Origin of the sequence: Sphingopyxis sp. P8, assembly GCF_020622175.1 — a bacterium.
In the GTDB taxonomy this organism is placed as follows: domain Bacteria; phylum Pseudomonadota; class Alphaproteobacteria; order Sphingomonadales; family Sphingomonadaceae; genus Sphingopyxis; species Sphingopyxis jiangsuensis.
Window position 1 is genome coordinate 1,311,486 of record NZ_JACNMK010000001.1, and the last position, 19,725, is coordinate 1,331,210.

Annotated in this window: 19 protein-coding genes; 13 read left to right on the forward strand and 6 right to left on the reverse strand. The window is 63.5% G+C overall.

The window, feature by feature from the left end:
• Nucleotides 1-44 precede the first annotated feature (44 nt).
• Genes H7692_RS06375 through H7692_RS06385 form a run of 3 tightly spaced genes read right to left on the reverse strand, consistent with a single transcriptional unit; the run spans nucleotide 45 to nucleotide 4,711 of the window.
• Nucleotides 45-1,850 carry an AMP-dependent synthetase/ligase gene (locus H7692_RS06375; RefSeq protein ID WP_227339929.1) on the reverse strand — a complete coding sequence of 602 codons (1,806 nt, stop codon included), beginning with the start codon at nucleotides 1,848-1,850 and terminating at the stop codon, nucleotides 45-47.
• A gap of 60 nt (nucleotides 1,851-1,910) precedes the next feature.
• A complete protein-coding gene (gene ggt / locus H7692_RS06380; protein WP_222135610.1) occupies nucleotides 1,911-3,599 on the reverse strand; it encodes a gamma-glutamyltransferase in 1,689 nt (562 codons plus the stop codon).
• A 41-nt stretch (nucleotides 3,600-3,640) separates the two neighbouring features.
• Nucleotides 3,641-4,711: a quinone-dependent dihydroorotate dehydrogenase gene (locus H7692_RS06385; protein WP_201926895.1), complete on the reverse strand. Its 1,071-nt coding sequence runs from the start codon at nucleotides 4,709-4,711 to the stop codon at nucleotides 3,641-3,643.
• A 141-nt stretch (nucleotides 4,712-4,852) separates the two neighbouring features.
• On the opposite strand from H7692_RS06385, the gene H7692_RS06390 reads away from it, so the two are divergent.
• From H7692_RS06390 to H7692_RS06445, 12 genes are all read left to right on the forward strand, one after another.
• The gene (locus H7692_RS06390; RefSeq protein ID WP_227340046.1) at nucleotides 4,853-6,586 is read left to right on the forward strand and encodes a DUF885 domain-containing protein; all 1,734 of its coding nucleotides are present in this window, start codon (nucleotides 4,853-4,855) and stop codon (nucleotides 6,584-6,586) included.
• A gap of 93 nt (nucleotides 6,587-6,679) precedes the next feature.
• Nucleotides 6,680-7,567, forward strand: coding sequence for an AraC family transcriptional regulator (locus H7692_RS06395; protein WP_201926897.1), 888 nt, complete (start codon nucleotides 6,680-6,682; stop codon nucleotides 7,565-7,567).
• Between the two features lie 302 nt (nucleotides 7,568-7,869).
• The gene (locus H7692_RS06400; protein WP_227339930.1) at nucleotides 7,870-8,361 is read left to right on the forward strand and encodes an RrF2 family transcriptional regulator; all 492 of its coding nucleotides are present in this window, start codon (nucleotides 7,870-7,872) and stop codon (nucleotides 8,359-8,361) included.
• A 4-nt stretch (nucleotides 8,362-8,365) separates the two neighbouring features.
• Nucleotides 8,366-9,853 carry a Fe-S cluster assembly protein SufB gene (sufB, locus tag H7692_RS06405; RefSeq protein ID WP_222135609.1) on the forward strand — a complete coding sequence of 496 codons (1,488 nt, stop codon included), beginning with the start codon at nucleotides 8,366-8,368 and terminating at the stop codon, nucleotides 9,851-9,853.
• Nucleotides 9,850-10,368: an endonuclease domain-containing protein gene (locus H7692_RS06410; RefSeq protein ID WP_201926901.1), complete on the forward strand. Its 519-nt coding sequence runs from the start codon at nucleotides 9,850-9,852 to the stop codon at nucleotides 10,366-10,368. Before sufB ends, H7692_RS06410 begins: the two co-directional genes overlap by 4 nt.
• 41 nt (nucleotides 10,369-10,409) lie before the next feature.
• Complete coding sequence (locus tag H7692_RS06415) at nucleotides 10,410-10,853, forward strand: hypothetical protein (protein ID WP_201926903.1); 444 nt, start codon at nucleotides 10,410-10,412, stop codon at nucleotides 10,851-10,853.
• Nucleotides 10,854-10,979: 126 nt separating this feature from the next.
• The gene (gene sufC / locus H7692_RS06420) at nucleotides 10,980-11,813 is read left to right on the forward strand and encodes a Fe-S cluster assembly ATPase SufC (RefSeq protein WP_201926904.1); all 834 of its coding nucleotides are present in this window, start codon (nucleotides 10,980-10,982) and stop codon (nucleotides 11,811-11,813) included.
• A gap of 109 nt (nucleotides 11,814-11,922) precedes the next feature.
• Nucleotides 11,923-12,234 (forward strand): hypothetical protein, encoded by a 312-nt coding sequence (locus H7692_RS06425; RefSeq protein ID WP_222135608.1) that lies wholly within the window; start codon nucleotides 11,923-11,925, stop codon nucleotides 12,232-12,234.
• Nucleotides 12,231-12,959 carry a SufD family Fe-S cluster assembly protein gene (locus H7692_RS06430; protein ID WP_222135607.1) on the forward strand — a complete coding sequence of 243 codons (729 nt, stop codon included), beginning with the start codon at nucleotides 12,231-12,233 and terminating at the stop codon, nucleotides 12,957-12,959. The genes H7692_RS06425 and H7692_RS06430 overlap by 4 nt, the downstream gene beginning before the upstream one ends.
• 38 nt (nucleotides 12,960-12,997) lie before the next feature.
• Complete coding sequence (locus tag H7692_RS06435) at nucleotides 12,998-14,200, forward strand: aminotransferase class V-fold PLP-dependent enzyme (protein WP_222136353.1); 1,203 nt, start codon at nucleotides 12,998-13,000, stop codon at nucleotides 14,198-14,200.
• Entirely contained in the window at nucleotides 14,197-14,667 is a 471-nt protein-coding gene (locus H7692_RS06440) for an SUF system Fe-S cluster assembly protein (protein ID WP_201926912.1), read from the forward strand. The genes H7692_RS06435 and H7692_RS06440 overlap by 4 nt, the downstream gene beginning before the upstream one ends.
• 115 nt (nucleotides 14,668-14,782) lie before the next feature.
• A complete protein-coding gene (locus tag H7692_RS06445; RefSeq protein WP_222136352.1) occupies nucleotides 14,783-15,142 on the forward strand; it encodes a HesB/IscA family protein in 360 nt (119 codons plus the stop codon).
• A gap of 1 nt (nucleotide 15,143) precedes the next feature.
• On the opposite strand, the gene H7692_RS06450 is transcribed toward H7692_RS06445, so the two are convergent.
• The gene (locus H7692_RS06450) at nucleotides 15,144-15,860 is read right to left on the reverse strand and encodes an extensin family protein (protein WP_227339931.1); all 717 of its coding nucleotides are present in this window, start codon (nucleotides 15,858-15,860) and stop codon (nucleotides 15,144-15,146) included.
• A 37-nt stretch (nucleotides 15,861-15,897) separates the two neighbouring features.
• On the reverse strand, nucleotides 15,898-17,289 hold the full coding sequence (locus H7692_RS06455) for a cytochrome P450 (RefSeq protein ID WP_222135605.1): 1,392 nt from the start codon (nucleotides 17,287-17,289) through the stop codon (nucleotides 15,898-15,900).
• A 174-nt stretch (nucleotides 17,290-17,463) separates the two neighbouring features.
• Here H7692_RS06455 and H7692_RS06460 point away from each other — a divergent pair, with 174 nt between their 5' ends.
• On the forward strand, nucleotides 17,464-18,348 hold the full coding sequence (locus H7692_RS06460; protein WP_222135604.1) for a hypothetical protein: 885 nt from the start codon (nucleotides 17,464-17,466) through the stop codon (nucleotides 18,346-18,348).
• A gap of 12 nt (nucleotides 18,349-18,360) precedes the next feature.
• Here H7692_RS06460 and H7692_RS06465 read toward each other — a convergent pair whose 3' ends face one another.
• Complete coding sequence (locus tag H7692_RS06465) at nucleotides 18,361-19,596, reverse strand: dicarboxylate/amino acid:cation symporter (protein ID WP_222135603.1); 1,236 nt, start codon at nucleotides 19,594-19,596, stop codon at nucleotides 18,361-18,363.
• Nucleotides 19,597-19,725 lie beyond the last annotated feature (129 nt).

Here is a 19,725-nt window from a genome sequence, read left to right on the forward strand (position 1 = left end):
TTGCACCGAGCTCTTCGGGTCGCACCCTCGCCTGCGATATACGCCTACGCTTTGTAGAGCGACGCGATTTTCTCTTCATAGACCTGCCGCAGCACATGGCGGCGGATCTTCATCGACGGCGTCATCTGTTCGTTCTCGATCGTGAAAGGCTCGTCGGCAAAGTCGAACTTCCGCACCTTTTCGATGACCGAAAGCTGGCCGTTGACGCGGTCGACCGCCGCGCGCACCGCCGCGCGAAATTTCTCATGCTCGCGCAGCAGCTTCATGTCCTTGGGCAGCCCCTGTTCCTCGGCCCATTCGCTCGCCCATTCGGGATCGGGCACCAGGATGCCGACCAGGTGCGGACGCTTGTCGCCATAGACCATCGCCTGCAGGATTTCGGGCTGCAACGTCAGCATTCCCTCGACCCGCTGCGGCGATACATTGTCGCCCTTGTCGTTGACGATCAGATCCTTCTTGCGGTCGGTGATGACGATGCGGCCCGCCTCGTCGATATGACCGATGTCGCCCGTGTGGAGCCAGCCGTCGACCAGCACACGCTGCGTTTCCGCCTCGTTGCGCCAATAGCCCTTCATCACCAGCTCGCCGCGCACGCAAATCTCGCCGTCGTCGGCGATGCGCACCTCGGTGTTCATCAGCGGCGGCCCGACCGTGTCCATCTTGAGCCCGGTTTTCGGTCGATTGCAGCTGATCACCGGCCCCGCCTCGGTCTGCCCATAACCCTGTAGCAGCGTGAGGCCGATCGAATGGAAAAACACGCCGATTTCGGGATTGAGCGGTGCGCCGCCTGAGACGAGCGCCTTCATCCGGCCGCCGAAACGCTTCTGAATCTTGGGCCGGAAAAGCCGGTTGAGCAGCATGTCGACCGGCCGGTCGAGCACCCCCATGCGCCGCTCATAATCCTTTTCGCCGACGCGCAGCGCCTGCGCGAGCATCCAATTGGCCAGCTTGCCCTGCTTTTCGAGCGCCTTGATCATCCGCGCGCGGATCACCTCGAACAGCCGGGGGACGACCACCATGATCGTCGGGCGCGTCTCCTCGATATTGGCGACGAGCTTTTCGAGCCCCTCGCTGTAATAGATTTGCGCGCCGACCATGATCGGGAGGAATTGCCCGCCCGAATGTTCATAGGCGTGGCTCAAGGGCAGGAAGGACAGGAACACCTCTTCCTCCCCAATCCCGAAATCATTGACCAGCACCTCGGCGGCGCCGGCCGCATTGTGCAGGATGGCGCCGTGATGCTGCATCACCCCGCGCGGCGCGCCGCCGGTGCCGCTGGTGTAGATGAGGCAGGCAAGGTCGTCGCGCTTGACGCCAAGGCCGCGCGCCTTGGTTTCTTCGACATAGGTCGCGCCGTCGGTGACGAGGGGCGCCCAGTCGCAAATCTCGACATCGCCCTGCTGCCCGACGCGCAGCGGCTCCATGCTGATAACCAGCTTTGCATCGGACCGCATCACCGCTGGCATCAGGACGCGCGCAAGTTTCGCGGTTGACACGATGACCGCGCGCGCGCCGCTGTTGTCGAGGATATGCTGGTGATCGCGCTCGGTGTTGGTCGTGTAGGTCGGGACGGTGACGCATCCCGCCGCCATGATTCCCAGATCGGCGATGCAGAATTCGGGGCGGTTTTCGCTGACCAGCACGACGCGGTCGCCTTCTTTCAGCCCGAGCTTGCGCAGGTTGTGCGCGAGCGCCGCAACCTGGTTCGCAACCTCGTTCCAGCTCAGCGCCTGCCACGCGCGATCGGCCTTGCGCCACAGAAAGGGCGAATCGCCTCCCTTTTCCGCACGGTCAAAGAACATCGCGACCAGACTCGGAAAATGGTCGAGATGTGGATTCTCCAGCTTCATTCCTCTGCTCTCCCGGGGAGGTATGGGCGTCGGCCTGTGCAGCCGTCTTATCGTATCTGATTAGCCCTGCGGCGGGGCGTCGTCGACCGCCGATGTTCCCGGACCGCGCGGATCGGCGGCGCCGCGCCAATGACCGTCGACGCGTTCGGCCGCATTGAGTTTCGATCCGAGATCGGTGGGCGAAAAGCTGTATCCGAAGGGCGCGATTTTCGCCGCAATCGCCCTACCGGCCTCATTGTCCTCGATGAGAACGCCGTCGCGACCGAAATACAGGTTTGGAAGCGCGATTGCATCCTCGGCGCTGAGCCCCCAGTCGAGCACTCCGATCAGCGTCTTGGTCACATGCATGATGATGCGCTTGCCCCCCGCCGAGCCAACGGCGAGAACAGGCTTGCCGTCGGGACCGTAGACGATCGTCGGCGACATGGACGAGAGCGGGCGCTTGCCCGGCTGGACACGGTTGGCCGCAGGCGCCCCTGCCTTTTCGGGGCTGAGGTCGAAATCGGTGAGTTCGTTGTTGAGTACAAAGCCGTTGGCAATGAGGTGGCTTCCGAAAATGCTTTCGACTGTCGACGTCATCGAGGCGACATTGCCGTCGCGATCGACCACGACGAAGTGCGTCGTACCATTTTCGGCGACCGGCCCCGACGCGGTCCGCGCCGGTGCGCCGGGCGGGGTTCCGGCGGGATAGTCCTCGGCCGGTCCGAAAGGCGAAATACGGCGGCGGCGCTCGGCCAAATAGGATTTGTCGAGCAGGCCGGCGACCGGCACCTCGACGAAATCGGCATCGCCGAGATAGAGTTCGCGATCGGCATAGGCGAGTTGCATCGCTTCGGCGAGCAGGTGCCAGCTCATCGGATTGTCCTTGCCCATCGCCTTCATGTCCCAACCTTCGAGCATGCCGAGGATACCGAACACGGTCGTCGCGCCCGAGGAGGGTGGGCCCATGCCGCAAAGCTTGTAAACGCGATAGGTGGTGCAGACCGCGGGACGTTCGTCGGCCCGGTAGGCGGCGAGGTCCTTCGCGGTGATTGTCGCTGGGTTGCGCGGGGCGGTCGCGACGGCGTCGATAATCGCGCGCGCGTTCGCGCCGCTGTAAAAGGCGTCGGGCCCGCGCGTGGCCATGTCGCGCAGCAAGGCGGCATAGGCCGGATTGCGAATGCGCGTGCCGACGGGTGCAGGCTTGCCATCGACATAATATATGGCCCGCGCCGCAGGAAAATCCTTCCACAAGGGCTCGAAACGGACGAGCCAATTGTGGAGCACGGGGGTAACCTCGAACCCCTCTTCGGCAAGGCGAATTGCGGGCTGGAGCAGTGCGTCCCAACCCAGCCGCCCCCATTTGCGATGCGCCATCTCCATCAGTCGGACGTTGCCGGGTACGCCTACCGACAGTCCGCCGGGAATGACATCCATATAGCCGCGCGGCTTGCCGTCCGCGCCCAGGAAACGTTCGGGCTTGGCAGCGGCGGGCGCTCGCTCGCGCCCGTCAATGGTGGTAATATTTCCCGCTCTTTCATCATGATAGACGAGGAAGCCCCCGCCGCCGATGCCGCTCGATTGCGGCTCGACGAGCGTGAGCACCGCGACCATCGCGACCGCGGCGTCGGCAGCCGAGCCGCCTTGCTGCAAAATCTGTCGCCCAGCTTCGGTCGCGCGCGGGTCGGCCGATGAGGAGACCCCCTGTGCGAAGGCCAGCGAGGGAAGGATAAAAAGGGCGAGGATAAAGCCGAGGAATCGTTTGATCATGCGCGCGACATTGGCGCGGCGCCCGCGCCCGCGCAACCCTGTCAGTGATCGATGCCCACCGCGTCACTTACCCGGGCGAAACCATCGCGCGCGGCGAGTGCTTCAAGCCCTTTCGCAATCCGACTTGCGAGACCGGGTCCCGAATAGACCATGGCCGAATATATCTGCACCAGTCCGGCACCCGCGCGAATGCGCTCCCACGCCTGCTCGGCGGACCCGATGCCCCCGGCGGCCACGAGCGACAGCGATCCGCCGCTCGCCGCCCGGAAATCCTTGAGCCGCTGAAGCGCCAACGCAGCGAGCGGCGCGCCCGAAAGCCCCCCTGCCTCTCCGGCGTGAGGCGACGCCAGCGGCGGGCGCGTAATCGTGGTGTTCGCAACGATGACAGCGGCGATCCCTTTGTCGAGCGCGACCTTGACGATATCGTCGATGTCGGCGGACTCGAGGTCGGGTGCGACCTTCAGCAACACCGGTACGGCAACACCCGTCTGCTGCGCCGCCGCGACGGCGTCGAGAAGCGCCTCGAGCGCACCCTTGTCCTGAAGCGCGCGAAGCCCGGGCGTGTTGGGTGAACTGATATTAACCGTCAGATAATCGGCGAGCGGCGCCATCGCCGCCGTGCCCTTTGCATAATCGGCAACGCGGTCGGCGCTGTCCTTGTTCGCGCCGATGTTGATGCCTAGCGGAACCGGAAGGCCGAAGCGGCGCAGGCAAGCGATGCGTTCGGTCGCCTTCGCCTGCCCGCCATTGTTGAAACCCATGCGATTGATAACGGCACCGTCCTCGACAAGCCGGAACAGCCGAGGGCGAGGATTGCCCTCCTGCGGCAGCGGGGTGAGCGTGCCCACTTCGACAAAGCCGAAGCCGAAATGCGGCATCGCATGCGCGACGCGTGCATCCTTGTCGAAGCCCGGAGCAAGGCCGACGGGATTCGGGAACTCGATCCCCGCAAAGTGCGTTGCGAGCGCGGGACTGGTCAGCGCGTGGCGCGCTCGCGGGAGTGGCTGCAGCGCGTTGAGAGTCAGATTATGGGCGGCCTCGCCGTCGGTGGCGTGGACGACCGGGCGCACGAGCGCATAGGCGGCGTCGGTGAGCGAAGCAAAGAGCGACATGGCCCCGCCATTGCGCGCGACCGGGCGCTATGGCAAGCCTGCAGACAACAGGAAAACCGGGAGAAAAATGTGTCGCCGCTTCGCAAAATCGTCCTGACATCGACCGCGCTCGCCGCATTTGCCCTCGTCGGCTGTGCGCCGATGGCCGCCGAACAACAGCCGCAGGCAGCGTCCGACCCGGTGCCCGCAGGTGCCGACCTCGGCGAATTTTTCCGCAAATATGACGAAGCCCAATTGTCGCTGTCGCCCATCGACAAGGCGTATCGCGGGATTCGCGACGCCGACTATGGCCGATGGGACGACCCGAGCGAAGAGGCTGAAATCGCCAATCATTCGTTGCGTCAGGCAACGGCGGCCGCGCTGCGCGACGGCTTCGATCCGCAACGCCTTTCACCCGACGATGCACTTTCGCACGAACTGTTCCTCGCAGCGGCGGCGCGCGCCGACCGGCTGTTTCCCTATCGCAACCACGGCTACATCTTCGACCAGATGAACGGCGCGCAGAGCAGCGGCCCCGCCTTCCTGATCAATATCCACCGCGTCGCCGACCCGGCGGAGGCCGAAGCTTATGTCGAGCGCATTCGCGGGCTCGGACCGTGGCTCGACATCCAGACGGCCGAATCGGCGAAGCGCGCCGCCGCTGGCGTGCAACCGCCCAAATGGGTCTATCCCTATGTCATTTCGGACATTGGCAACATCAACCGGCCCGACAATGCGGTGCTCGACGATTTCGCCGCAAAGGTCGGCAAGCTGACGGTCGCCGACGCCGAAAAGGCGCGGCTGATTGCGGCGGCAAAGGCGGCCTGGGTCGAAAGCGCCGGTCCGGCCTACGACCGCTTGCTCGCCGAGATGAAGCGTCAGCAGGCCGTGGCACCGACCGACGACGGCGTCTGGAGGCTGCCGGACGGCAAGGCTTATTATGAAGCGTTGCTCGCCAATTACACCACGACCGACATGACCGCGGAGCAAATCCACAACCTCGGCCTTTCCGAAGTCGCGCGCATCCATGGCGAGATGCGCGCGATCATGGCCAAGGTCGGGTTCAAGGGGACGCTCCAGCAATTTTTCGAGCATCTGCGCACCAGCCCGCAATATTTCCACGAAACGCGCGAAGCCTATCTGGCCGACGTCGATGCGCGGGTGAAGGCGATGGAGGCGCGGCTTCCGCAATTCTTCCTCACGCTCCCCAAGGCTGCGCTCCAAGTGAAGGCGGTCGAGGCGTTTCGCGAGAAATCGGCGGGCAAAGCCTTTTATCAATCGCCTTCGCCCGACGGATCGCGCCCCGGCACCTATTATGTGAATCTGTACGACCTGCGCGACATGTCGAAGACCGAGCTCGAAGCCCTCGCCTATCACGAGGGGGTTCCGGGGCACCATCTCCAACGCGCGGTGCAGACCGAGCTTGAGGAGCTGCCACCCTTCCGCCGCTTCGGCGGCGTGACCGCCTATACCGAAGGCTGGGGCCTCTATTCGGAAGAGCTGGGCAAGGACATGGGTTTCTACACCGATCCCTACAGCGATTTCGGCCGCCTCGGTATGGAGCTGTGGCGCGCGTGCCGCCTGGTCGTCGATACCGGCATCCACGACAAGCGCTGGAGCCGCGAACAGGCGATCGCCTATCTCAAGGAGAACACGCCGAACCCTGACGGCGACATCGAAAAGGCGATCGAGCGCTACATCGTCTATCCGGGCCAGGCGACCGCCTATCTGATCGGCAAGCTCAAGATCATGGAATTGCGCGGACGGGCGCAGGCGGCGCTCGGCGACCGTTTCGATTATCGGACATTTCACGAGGTTGTGCTCGAATCGGGACCGGTTCCGCTCGACATACTGGATCGGCGCGTCGACAGGTGGATTGCCAAGCAAAAAGGTTAACAAGAATCGGATTGCGCCTTGACGCGCGGGGGTGAATTGAAAATTATAGAGGCATCAACAAGGCAGCAATAATGTTGCCGGGGGTCGTCATGAATGCCTGACCAGTTACCTCCGCCGGACGGTGCGGACACCAGCCAGCCATTTGAGCTGCACTATTTTGCGCCCGATCCCGACCTGACCGACATGGTGTCGAGCTTTTATTTCGCGCGGCTCGATATGCCGCTGTTCGACGAATATGAGCGCGCCGACCGGCCGCAGTTCCGCATCATGACCAAGCCCGACGGCGAATATGTCTTTCCCGGCGGTCACCGTTTTCCGGCCGCGCGCGCTACGATTATCGGCCCGACTAGCGGCAGCGTTCGTGCGATCGCGCGCGGGCCGACCGCCCTCTATGGCTTTGGCATCATGCCCGCCGGCTGGGCCGCGCTGATGGGCGACGAAGCCGAAAAGTTGACCGACCGGGCGATCGACGCCGCCGATCTGTTCGGCGGCTGGATCGACGATGCGGTCGGCGCGCTAATCGAAGCAACGAGCGTCGAGGATCGGCTCGTGATCGCAAACAATATCGTGCGCGAGATCATGAAGCCGGGCGAGCCGGCGCCGCTGTGGTTCATCCGCACCGTCGACAAGTGGCTGACCGAATCGGCGTCGCCGCAAGTCCCCGAACTGGTCGAAGCGACCGGCATGTCGATCCGGTCGGTCGAGCGGATGACCAAGCATTATTACGGCCTGTCGCCGCGCATGCTCGCGCGCAAATATCGCGCGGTTCGCGCGGCATCGGCTCTCGCGCGCGGCGAGGACCTGGCTTCGGCGAAGCTCGGCGACGCCTTTTACGACCAGTCGCACCTGATCCGCGAGATCAAGCGCTTTGCCGGCGCGACGCCGGGACAGCTCGCACGCCCGTCACGCTATACCGAGGCGACGGCCAAGGGACGCAAGAATCTTGCGGGAAAAGTGAGTCCGATTGTTTCAGACACGTGACAGTTCGGGCCTGTTAAGCATCTAATTTCAATCGTCATGTCGATTTGGCGTTTCCATACAATCGCGAATCACTGGCAAGGCATAATCGGGCCTCGCGACCCAGAAGAGCTCTTCCTCTGACGAGGACTGAGACCTTCATCTCGGCACTCGTTTGGCCCCGGCCGGACGGGTGCCTTTTTTTGCCTGCACCCAATTTTGCCTTGCTTGCACCGCGCGAACGCCGCGCCTATATAAGTGGAACGATTTACTCCACTTAAGAATCGTTCGCAGAGTGCGGACGATATGAGGCACCCGACGCACCCATGCGCCTGTCCAACCTTGCCGATTATGCCGTCGTGCTGATGAGCGCCGCCGCCCGCCAGTGCGGGTCGGTGCCCATCCACGCCGCGATGCTCGCCGAGCAGACGGGAATCCCGGGGCCGACCGCGCAAAAGCTGGTGAGCGGCCTCGCGCGCGCCGGCCTGCTCGTCGCATCGCGCGGCAGCGGCGGCGGCGTGCGCCTCGCGCGGCCCGCGGCAGCGATCAACGTAGCCGAGATTATCGAGGCGGTCGAAGGACCGATCGCGTTGACGAGCTGCGTCGACGAAGGCCGCCACGACTGCGCGCTCGAAGGCAGTTGCAAGGTGCAGCCGCACTGGGGCGTGGTGAACGGCGCGGTGCGTGGAGCGTTGGCGGAGATAAGCCTCGCGAGCCTGGCCGCCGCCCCCGCGAAGGCCGGGACCGCTGTCGAACCGCGTGGCGACGACATTTTAAACCCTCCTGCGGCCTCCGCTTTCGCGGGGGCGACGAGTTGATATTATGACCGACACACCCGAAACCCCCGTCAAGGACCAGGCCGCCCACGATGCCGCCGCAAAGGTCGCCGATTATGAGCATGGCTGGTCCTCGGCGATCGAGACCGACTTCGCGCCCAAGGGGCTGACCGAGGATACGGTCCGCTTCATCTCGGCCAAGAAGAACGAACCCGAATGGATGCTCGACTGGCGGCTGAAGGCGTTTCGCCATTGGTTGACGATGGAGACGCCCGACTGGGCGAAGCTCAACGTGCCGCCGATCGACTATCAGGACGCCTATTATTATGCGGCGCCGAAACCCAAGCCGAAGCTGTCGAGCCTCGACGAGGTCGATCCCGAAATTCTCGAGGTTTATAGAAAGCTCGGCATCCCCATCGAGGAGCAGAAGGTGCTCGCGGGCGTCGAGGGCGCGCGCAAGGTCGCAGTCGACGCGGTGTTCGACAGCGTCAGCGTCGCGACGACCTTTCGCGAAGAGCTGAAGCGCGCGGGCGTGATCTTCCTGTCGATTTCGGAAGCGATCCGCGAATATCCCGAGCTTGTGAAGAAGTGGCTCGGCAAGGTCGTGCCGATGCACGACAATTATTTCGCGACATTGAACTGCGCGGTCTTTTCGGACGGGACGTTTGTTTATGTGCCGGAGGGCGTGCGCTGTCCGATGGAGCTCAGCACCTATTTCCGCATCAATGCCGAAAATACAGGGCAGTTCGAGCGGACGCTGATCGTCGCCGACAAGGGCGCTTACGTCAGCTACCTCGAAGGTTGCACCGCGCCGATGCGCGACGAGAATCAGCTCCACGCCGCGGTGGTCGAACTGGTCGCGCTCGACGATGCCGAGATCAAATATTCGACCGTCCAGAACTGGTATCCGGGCAATGCCGAGGGCCTTGGCGGCATCTATAATTTCGTGACCAAGCGCGCGCTGTGCCAGGGCAAGCGCAGCAAGGTGTCGTGGACGCAGGTGGAAACCGGCAGCGCGATCACCTGGAAATATCCGAGCTGTGTGCTCAACGGCGACGACAGCGTCGGCGAATTTTATTCGGTCGCGGTCACCAACAATTACCAGCAGGCCGACACCGGCACCAAGATGATCCACAACGGCAAGCGCACCCGCTCGACCATCGTGTCGAAGGGGATCAGCGCGGGCAAGTCGAACAACACCTATCGCGGGCTGGTGCGCGTGGCACCGAACGCGGAGGGCGTGCGCAACTTCACCCAGTGCGACAGCCTGCTGCTGGGCTCGCTCAGCGGCGCGCACACCGTACCGTACATCGAAGTCCGCAACCCGAGCGCCACCGTCGAGCATGAAGCGACGACGAGCAAGATCAGCGACGACCAGCTTTTCTATGCCATGCAGCGCGGGCTGGATGCGGAGGAAGCGGTGGCGCTGATCGTCAACGGCTTTGCGAAGGAAGTGCTGCAGCAATTGCCGATGGAGTTTGCGGTTGAGGCGCAGAAACTGCTGGGGATTTCGTTGGAGGGGTCGGTCGGATGAACTGGACCCTTCGCGATCAGGCGAAGCAACTCAACACCCCTCCCCTTCAGGGGAGGGGCCGGGGGTGGGGTCTATCGGCCTTGGACATCGCCGAGTTGCAGTCTCGCGCGCGCCAGATGCGCAACAACCCGACCGAGCCGGAAAAACGCCTGTGGCGGAGTTTGTCGAACGGACAGTTGGATGGACACAAGTTCCGGCGTCAGCAGGTGGTCGGGTGGTTCATTGCAGATTTCGTTTGTGCGTCGGCAAAGCTGATTATCGAAGTCGATGGCGACACGCATGAAGAGTTGGTGGATCGCGCTCGCGATAAGGCGCTGTCGGAGCAAGGCTATCGCACCATCCGCGTTACGAACCATGATGTGATGTCCAACATGGACGGCGTTTTGACGTTCATTTCAGAAGCCTTACGCAAGGCCGATGGCCCCCACCCCAACCCCTCCCCTAAAGGGGAGGGGCTTAAGAGGGTTGAGGCGCAGAAACTGCTGGGCATCAGCCTTGAGGGGAGTGCGGGATGATAGTGACGTTAGCCACCACTCTAATAATTCTCGCCCAACCTATGCCAGCGATTACTACCCGCCCCAGAGACGGCAAGGGCGATAGTGTTTACGACTATTCCCGAAAGCCTGAAAACCAAGTTCATGCGCTTCATCTCGAGACGATCAATAAAATCTATTACCCTTATTTTATATGTTATTACAACCACCTTAGTGCCGATGATCGCTTCGGCACTGAGGAGGGGAAAGTAGCAATTGAAGCTATGCATTCAGCGCGCTCCCGTTGCACAGAAAAGCGACACGCGGCGGACCTTAAAGCGGGTAAATATCTGTCGAAACAAAGAATATACGGCGATTCAGAGAACCAACGAGTGGTTCTTGAACGCTTTCGTCAGGTCGCGGGGCTGTGGTTTACCTACGCCACCGCCCGGCTGAACGGTCGCGGCGATGAATTTGACAGAATGGCTCGGGCAATCACCAATGAATTGGTGCCACCCCATGACTGACCGCGAAACCCTCCAGCTCCGCGATTTGTGGACCACTGCCAGCACAATTCCAATAATCCCCGGCAGACCCGACCCCGCTAGGACCGCGCGGACAACGGTCCGCCGCGCAAGCCCTGGGAAAGACTAATGCTCAAAATTGAAAACCTCCACGCCACCGTCGCCGACAAGCCGATCCTCAAGGGCCTGTCGCTCAGCATCAATGCGGGCGAGATTCATGCGATCATGGGGCCGAATGGCGCGGGCAAGTCGACTTTGTCCTATGTGCTCGGCGGGCGGCCGGGGTATGAGGTCACCGATGGCTCGGTGATGTTCACCCCTCCTCGTCATGCCGGACTTGATCCGGCATCCACGGCTGCGGCGCCGGAATGGACCCCGGATCAAGTCCGGGGTGACGATGATGGGGAAGCCATCGACCTCCTCGCCCTCGAACCGCATGAACGCGCCGCCGCCGGCCTGTTCCTCGGCTTCCAATATCCGGTCGAGATTCCCGGCGTGTCGAACGTCCAGTTCCTGCGCGAGAGCCTCAACGCGCAGCGCAAGGCGCGCGGCGAGGAACCGCTGTCGGGCGGCGAGTTCCTGAAGCTCGCGCGCGAGAAGGCGGGGCTGCTCAAGATGGACATGGACATGCTCAAGCGCCCCGTGAACGTCGGCTTTTCGGGCGGCGAGAAGAAGCGCAACGAGATGGTGCAGATGGGGATCCTCGACCCCCGCCTTGCGATCCTCGACGAGACGGACTCGGGCCTCGACATCGACGCGCTGCGCACCGTCGGCGACGGGATCAACAGCATCATGCGCGCACCCGACAAGGCGGTGCTGCTGATCACCCATTATCAGCGCCTGCTCGATTATGTTGAGCCCGATTTCGTCCACGTCCTCGCAGGCGGCCGCATCGTCAAGTCAGGCGGGCCGGAGCTGGCGCGGGAATTGGAAGCGCACGGTTATGCGGAGATTGCGGCGTGAACAATCGCACCCGCCTTTCCTTTCCTCGTCATGCCGGACTTGATCCGGCATCCATGACCGCGTGGCCCCCGGATCAGGTCCGGCATGACGAGGTGTGGGGAGAAGCGCAGTGATCTTGTCGCTGGCTCTTTTGGCGATGGCACAAGTGACCGAGCCCGTTCCGACCGAGGAAGAGATCGTCGTGATCGCGCGCCGCCTGGATGAGATTTCGGCCAGCGTCGGTCGCGATGACAAGGGGCGCTATCATTGCAGCCTCAGCGGCAGCACGGGTCTTGCCCGGCTTGATGACCGTTTATGCCGCGCGGTGACCAGATGCGTGCAAAAGGGCGCAAGTGACGATCAGACGATCAACCAGTGCGTTGCGGCAAGCAAACCAAAGTTGATCGCGCAGATCCGCAAAGAAGCGCGAAAGAAGAAATGATGACCACCCTCCCCACCCGCCGCGACGAAGCCTGGCGCTATAGCGATATCGATGCGATCGCCGCCGCATGGCCGCTGCCCGCGCCCGAGAGCATCATCGTGCCCGCGGGCGGCGACTTCAAGCGCGCGATCGTACAGGATGCAGGCGCGATCCATCAGGTCGAGATGAGCATCGGCAAGGGCGCGACTGCGGCGCTGCACGTGCTCAACATCGGCGGCGCTTATGGCCGCATTGACCTGAACATCACGCTGCACGAGGGCGCCGACTTCACACTCGGTGCGGCGCAGATCGGCGGCGGCGAACAGAACCTCGAAATCATCACCACCGTCACCCACGCCGAACCCGGAGCGACGTCGCGGCAGGTTGTGCGATCGGTGCTCGGTGACACCGCTACCGGCACCTATCTCGGCAAGGTCGCGGTCGCGCGCGATGCACAGCAGACCGACAGCGAACAGGATGTGAAGGCGATGCTGCTCGACCGCAGCGCGACCGCCAACGCCAAGCCCGAACTCGAAATCTTCGCCGACGACGTCAAATGCGCGCACGGCTGCGCGATCGGCGAGCTCGATCCGATGGCGCTCTATTATCTCCAGTCGCGCGGCATGCCGCCGGGCGAAGCGAAGAAGCTGATGCTGCAGGCGTTCGTCGCGGGCGTGTTCGACGGCGCCGACGATGAGGTGCGGTTGCAGGAACTGGCGCTCGCGAAATTGGGAGAGCTGGTGTGAGCAACCTCCCTTCCCCGTTCGCATCGAGCGAAGTCGAGATGCCCATCGAGAACGCACGCCTTCGGGGTGTCTCGACTTCGCTCGACCCGAACGGCATTCGAGACCAGTTCCCCGGCCTCACCCCCGGCTGGCACTATCTCGACACTGCCGCGACCGCGCAGAAACCGCAGGCCGTCATCGACGCGACGGTAAACGCAATCGGACGCGATTATGCGACCGTTCACCGCGGCGTCTATGCGCGCTCCGCCGACATGACGCTCGCCTATGAGGCGGCGCGGCGGCGCATCGCGGCGTTCATCGGCGCGAAGGAGGACGAGATCGCCTTCGTGCGCGGCGCGACCGAGGCGATCAATCTTGTCGCCTATTCGCATCCACGCAAAGGCCGCGTGCTGCTGTCGATGCTCGAACATCACAGCAATATCGTGCCGTGGCAGCTTGCAGGCTGGCAGGTCGACGTGTGTCCGCTGACCTCTGACGGCTGCATCGACCTCGATGCCGCCGAAAGGCTGCTCACCCCTGATCACACGATGGTCGCCTTCGCGCATGTCTCGAACGTGCTCGGCAGCCCGCTCGACGTCACTCGCGCCGCCAACCTCGCGCACCGCGTCGGTGCCGAATTGCTGATAGACGGCTGTCAGGCGGTGCCGCGCCTGCCGGTCGATGTTTCCGCGCTCGGTTGCGACTATTATGTCTTTTCTGGGCACAAGCTTTATGGGCCGACCGGCATCGGCGCGCTGTGGAGCGACAAGCTCGACGCGCTTCCGCCGTGGCAGGGCGGCGGGTCAATGATCGACCGCGTGACCTTCGAAAGAACGACCTATGCCCCTGCGCCGACGCGCTTCGAGGCGGGAACGCCGGCAATCGTCGAGGCGCTGGGGCTCGCCGCCGCGGTCGATTATGTCGAGACGATCGGGCTCGACGCGATCCACGCGCACGAATGTGCGCTTGTCGCCAGCTTGCGCAGCCAACTCGCGCGGCGCAACAGCATCACCCTTTATGGTCCGGAAAACAGCGCCGGAATCGTCAGCTTCTCGATGGCAGGGGTTCATCCGCACGACATCGGCACTATCTTGGACGAAAGCGGGGTCGCGATCCGCGCCGGGCACCATTGCGCACAGCCGCTGATGGAGCATCTGGGCGTCCCGGCCACCGCGCGCGTGAGCTTTGGCGTGTACAGCAACGACGACGATGTCGCCGCCCTGATCGAAGGGCTGTCGCGCGTCGAAAGGATTTTCGAATGAACGAGGAACGGGCGATCAAGGTTGAAGAAGTGACGAGCGTCGAGGCGCCGCCCAAGGCGCGCGTCGGCGATGTCGAGAGTGCGCCCGAAAAGCTCGAACGCAAGCGCGACTATCTGGAAGGCTTCCTTGCCGCCAAGCCCGCGGCGGTCGATCCGCACAGCGTCGGCGGCGACCTGTACGAGGCGGTGATCGCGGCACTCAAGGATATTTACGACCCCGAGATTCCGGTGAACATCTATGACCTCGGCCTCATCTATAATGTCGAGATCGACGAGGGGCATGTCGTTGTCACGATGACGCTGACGACGCCGCATTGCCCCGTCGCCGAATCGATGCCCGCCGAGGTCGAGCTGCGCGTCGGCGCGGTGCCGGGCGTGGGCGATGCCGAAGTGAACCTCGTCTGGGACCCGCCCTGGTCGCCGCAGAATATGAGCGACGAGGCGCGGCTGGAGCTGGGGATGTTGTGAAACAGGCCCTTGAAAATTTTCCATTCGCATCGAGCGATGTCGAGATGCCCCTCGGGCCAGACGCCACGTCGATGGGTGTCTCGACTTCGCTCGACACGAACGGGGAAAGGAACCAATTGTGACTGAAACGAAAACCCGCCCCCTCCCCGCCGCCGTCACGCTGACGGCCAACGCGGAAGCGCGCATCGCGAAGCTGATGGCCGCTGCCCCCGAAGGCGCGATCGGCGTCAAGCTGTCGACCCCGCGCCGCGGCTGTTCGGGCCTCGCCTATTCGGTGGACTATGTGACCGAGGAAGCGAAGTTCGACGAAAAGATCGAAACGTCCGGCGGCATTTTCTACATCGACGGCGCGTCGGTGCTCTACCTGATCGGCAGCACGATGGACTGGGTCGAGGATGATTTTGCCGCGGGTTTCGTGTTCAACAATCCGAACGCCAAGGGCGCGTGCGGCTGCGGCGAGAGCTTTACCGTCTAACCTAACGGCACACCGTCCACCCCGCCATCCGTTCCGCCATGTCGAGGTGAAAATGGTCGGCGTGCGCGCGATTATAGTCGGGCGATAGCACGGTACTGAACAGCCCGCAGGATTCGTCGCGCACGGCGCGCAGGAACTCGCTGCGAATATCGGCATCGTCCCAATCGTTGATCAACGAAATGCGCGTTCCGTCGGACAGGATGAAGGCTGATACGTCGATCGCATTCGCTGTCGAATGTTCGCTCTGCGCCTCGCGCCCGGCGATCTTGCGGCAATTATAGCTGCCCAGATTTTCGATCTCGACGACGCGCTGGCCGAAATGGCGAATGGCGAGCGGCTGCACGACGTCGCGTGTCCACAGCATCATCGCCGCGGTGACGGAGCAGCCCGGCGCGGCGGTGGCGGGGCGCATCGTCGGAACGAAGCGATTGCTCGTGAGAACGAGCCGCTGGCTCGCGCGGCATATCCCCTCGCCGACCACCGGTCGCCTTTCATAGGCCGCACCCGCGCGGTCGAGCGCCGCGAAGCAGGCGGCATCGTCGCTCGCGAGCTCGACAAGTTTGCGGTGCGTCGCCCACCCCTGCGGATGCGCGACCTCGAAGCGCGCAGTCGGGTTATGCTCGGGATGGTCACGCACCCACTGCATCGCGCGCACCGCCCCGAATGCCAGCAGCACTGCCACGCCGAACCATATGAGATAGGGACGAAAACTCTTCACGCCTGCCACTTGGGGGCCGACACGCCGACTGGCAAGCTCAGAGCGGCACGAACCGCACCGGCAGTCCGTCCTTGGGGCGGGGGATCGGAAGCAACTGCCACTCGGGGGCATAGCCCTCGTCCACTTCGATGCGGTGCGTCGTCAGCAGGTGATGGAAAAAGATCTTCGCCTGCATGTAGGCGAAGTGCAGCCCCAGGCACATATGCGCGCCGCCGCCGAACGGCACCCACGCATATTTGTGCCGCTCGCGCGCCTGTTCGGGGGCGAAGCGCATCGGGTCGAACTTTTCGGGCTCGGGCCAATGCTCCTCCATCATATGCGTGAAGGCGGGGCTGACGCCGACCGGGGTGCCCGCCGGGATGCGATAGCCGCCGAACTCGAAATCCTTGAGCGCGCGGCGCGGGAAACTCGGCACGGGGGGGATGAGGCGGAGCGATTCCTTGAACGCCCATTCGGTGAGCTCGAGCTCGCCGAGGCCATTGTGCCCGACGCCCTCGCCCGCGGGCGCAACGTCCAGCATCTCGTCGCGCAACCGGTCCTGCCATTCGGGGTGCTTGGCGAGCATCCACACCATCGTCGTGATCGAACTCGTGATCGTGTCGTGCGCCGCCATCATCAGGAAGTTCATATGGTCGACGATTGCCTCGACGCTCATATGATTGCCGTCGTCGTCCTTTGCGCGGCAGATCTGGCTGAAGATGTCCTCTCCCGTTCCCTCGCGCCGCTCGGGTACCATGCGACCGAAATAATCGACGAGATAGGCGCGACCCTTCGCCCCGCGGCCCATCGCGGTGAAGGGCAGCGGCACCCGCACGATGCCGATCGACGCCTGCACCATGTCGACGAACGCCTTGTTCACCCGGTCAGCTTCGGGACCCCAAGGGATGCCGAGGAAGCTCGTCGCGGCGAGGTCGAGCGTCAGCTCCTTGATCGCCGGATAGAATCTGATGCGCTTGCCGCTCCAGCGCGCGACGCGCTCCCTGATGCCCGTATTGAGCGCCTCGGCATAATGGCGCATCGGTTCGGGCTTGAAGGCGACCGACAATATCTTGCGGTCGGCGCGGTGCTTGTCGAAATCCATCAGCATCAGCCCGCGCGGAAAGAGCAGGTTGAGCACCGGCCCCCATCCCTGTTCGGACGAGAAAATCTTCTCGCGGTCGAACATGATCAGCTCGTTCGCTTCGGGGCCATGCAGCGCAACATTGCGCCCGCCGAAGCTATTGTTGCGATAGACGCGGCCATATTTGGCGACCATCCGCCGCGTGAAGGCGCGGTAATCGCGCAATTGTTCCAGCGTATTGCCCACCACCGGCAATCCGTCCTCGCCCGGGATATGGTCGAGCGCGGCGTCGGGCGTTCGCGGCAGCCAATGCTGCGTTTCGGGACCGAAGCGGGTCTCTGACCAGAAACTTTTGGACGGCGCGTTCATCACTCTGCTCCTTGGCAGGACGGGAGATGATCCCAGCCTATCGCGCTACTGACATTGTTGCAAGCAAGCGCATTGCCCGTCCTCATAACCGTTCACCGCAAATTCAATTCGACTCGCATATTCTGGCTCGCATGATGAACGGCTCGCATGCGCGGGCCAGCAAAGGAATTTGATATGTCGAGCGTCCTCCGCCGCCCACTGTCGATCGCGCTTGGAGCGGCCGCGACTGCTGCGCTCGGCGGCTGCTATTATGGCGACGTCAACGGCGCGAGCTACGCGTCGGCGGGCTATGCGTGCGAGACGCGTTATGGCTCCGGCTATTACGACGCCTATGATCCCTATGCTTATGACGATGGCTATGGGTACGACTGCTACGACGGCGGCGACTATGGATCGGGCTTTGTCCAGATCGGTTTCGGCGGCGGCTGGTACGACAGCTATTATTACCCCGGCTATGGCCTGTGGATGTTTGACGGCTATCGCAACCGCTATCCGCTACGCGGCCATTATCTGAACTATTGGGGTGGCCGCCGCGCGTGGTGGAAGCATCATGGGCGTCGCGGCGACGGCAATTGGAACCGGCCGGGTCGCGGAGATCACGACGGACGCCCGGGACGCCCCGGCGGCTGGAATCGCGGCGACCGCGACGGCGACGGCAAGGGTCGCCCCGGACATCGGCCGGGACGCGGTGGTGGCACCGATCATCCGCCGACTTCCCATACGCCGGGAGCGCCCGTGGGAACGCCTTCTCAGCGTCCACCGCGCGATCCCGACGCCGTTCGTCCGCGTCCGTATCGCGAAACGATCGGCGGCGATCCTGTGACATCTCGCCGACCGGCCATGCGTGCGCCGGCACGGCAAGCTGCCCCTGCGGCGGCTCCTCGGCGCGAACCCGTTGCCGCACGCCCCGTGCAGCGCGCGCCCGTTCCTGAGGCCGCGAGGGCGCCTGCCCCGCGCGCGACTGCTGCTCCGGTCGCACGGCCGGAACGCGCCGAGCGACCCGCGACCCGCGCCGCCTCGCGCGGCGGCGACCGGGCCAACCGGATGCGCGAAGATTAGGTTTGGCGCCCGCTAGACGTCGTCGGCGGACACCAGCTCTTCGACATTGAGTTCGCCGGTCATCGACGCAACCGTCACCGCGACCGCTGCGTCGCCCGTGACGTTGGTGGTCGTGCGCATCATGTCCATGATCCGGTCGACGCCCGCGACAAAGGCGATGGTTTCAAGCGGAACGCCAACGCTGCCGAACACCAGCGCCATCATGATGAGCCCTGCGCCGGGTATCCCCGCCGCGCCGATCGCTCCGAGCGTCGCGGTGACCGAAATCATGATATAGTCGGCGAGGCTCAGGTCGACGCCAAAGATCTGCGCACCGAACAGCGTCGCGAGCCCCAGATACATCGCCGTGCCGTTCATGTTGATCGTCGCGCCGAGCGAGATGACGAAGCTCGACACGCTCGGCGACACGCCAAGGTTGCGCTGCGCGCAACGCAACGTGACGGGCAGCGTCGCGTTCGACGAAGCGGTCGAATAGCTGACGGCCATCGCGTCGATCATGCCTCGGAAAAAACCGATGACGGGCACTTTGGCGAGCAGACGGATCATCAACGGATACAGGCCGAAAATGATGAGGAGGCAACCGAGATAGTTGAGCCCGACGAGCTGCGCGAGCGACTGGAGCGCCTCCATTCCGAGCACGCCCGCCACCCACGCCATCAGCGCAAAAACGCCGAAAGGGGTCAGCTCCATGACGAGCATCGTGACCTTCTGCATGATGATTGCGCCACTGTCGAAAATTTTGGCGACCGGCGTGCCTTCCTCCTTCGCCATCAGGATGCCGATGCCGACCAGCAACGCAAAGACGATGAGCGGCAGCACCTGGACGTCGGCCATCACCTGCACCGGGCTTTCGGGAACGATCGACAGGATCATGTCGGTCCAGCCCGTCGCGTTCGGCTCGGGCACCGGCCCGCGCTCGATCGCGCTCGTATCGACACCTACGCCCGGCTGAAGCACCGTCCCGAGGCCAAGGCCGAGCCACACGGCGATTTGACCGGTAACAACGAAAAGCAGCATCGCGCGCCCGCCGACCTTGCCGAGCTTGCGCAGGTCGCCGATCGCGGCGACGCCCGAGACGAGCGAAAAGAAAATCAGCGGAACAACGAGCATCTTCACCGCTTTGATGAAGAAATCGCCGATCCATTTCAGGCTCGCGGCCTCCGGCCCCCACAGAAATCCGGTCAATACGCCGAGGACGAGCGCACCGACGACGCGCTGCCAAAGGGGAATGCGGAACCACCAACCCATATAATATCCTTTCACTCCCTGCGTCCGGTTATGGCTTTTGTTGCCGCGTTGCGGCCCAGCCCCTGTCCCGCGCATTGCTTTTCGCGGCGCACCCTTTCACCAATTCGCGCACCACGTCCAGTAGGCTAC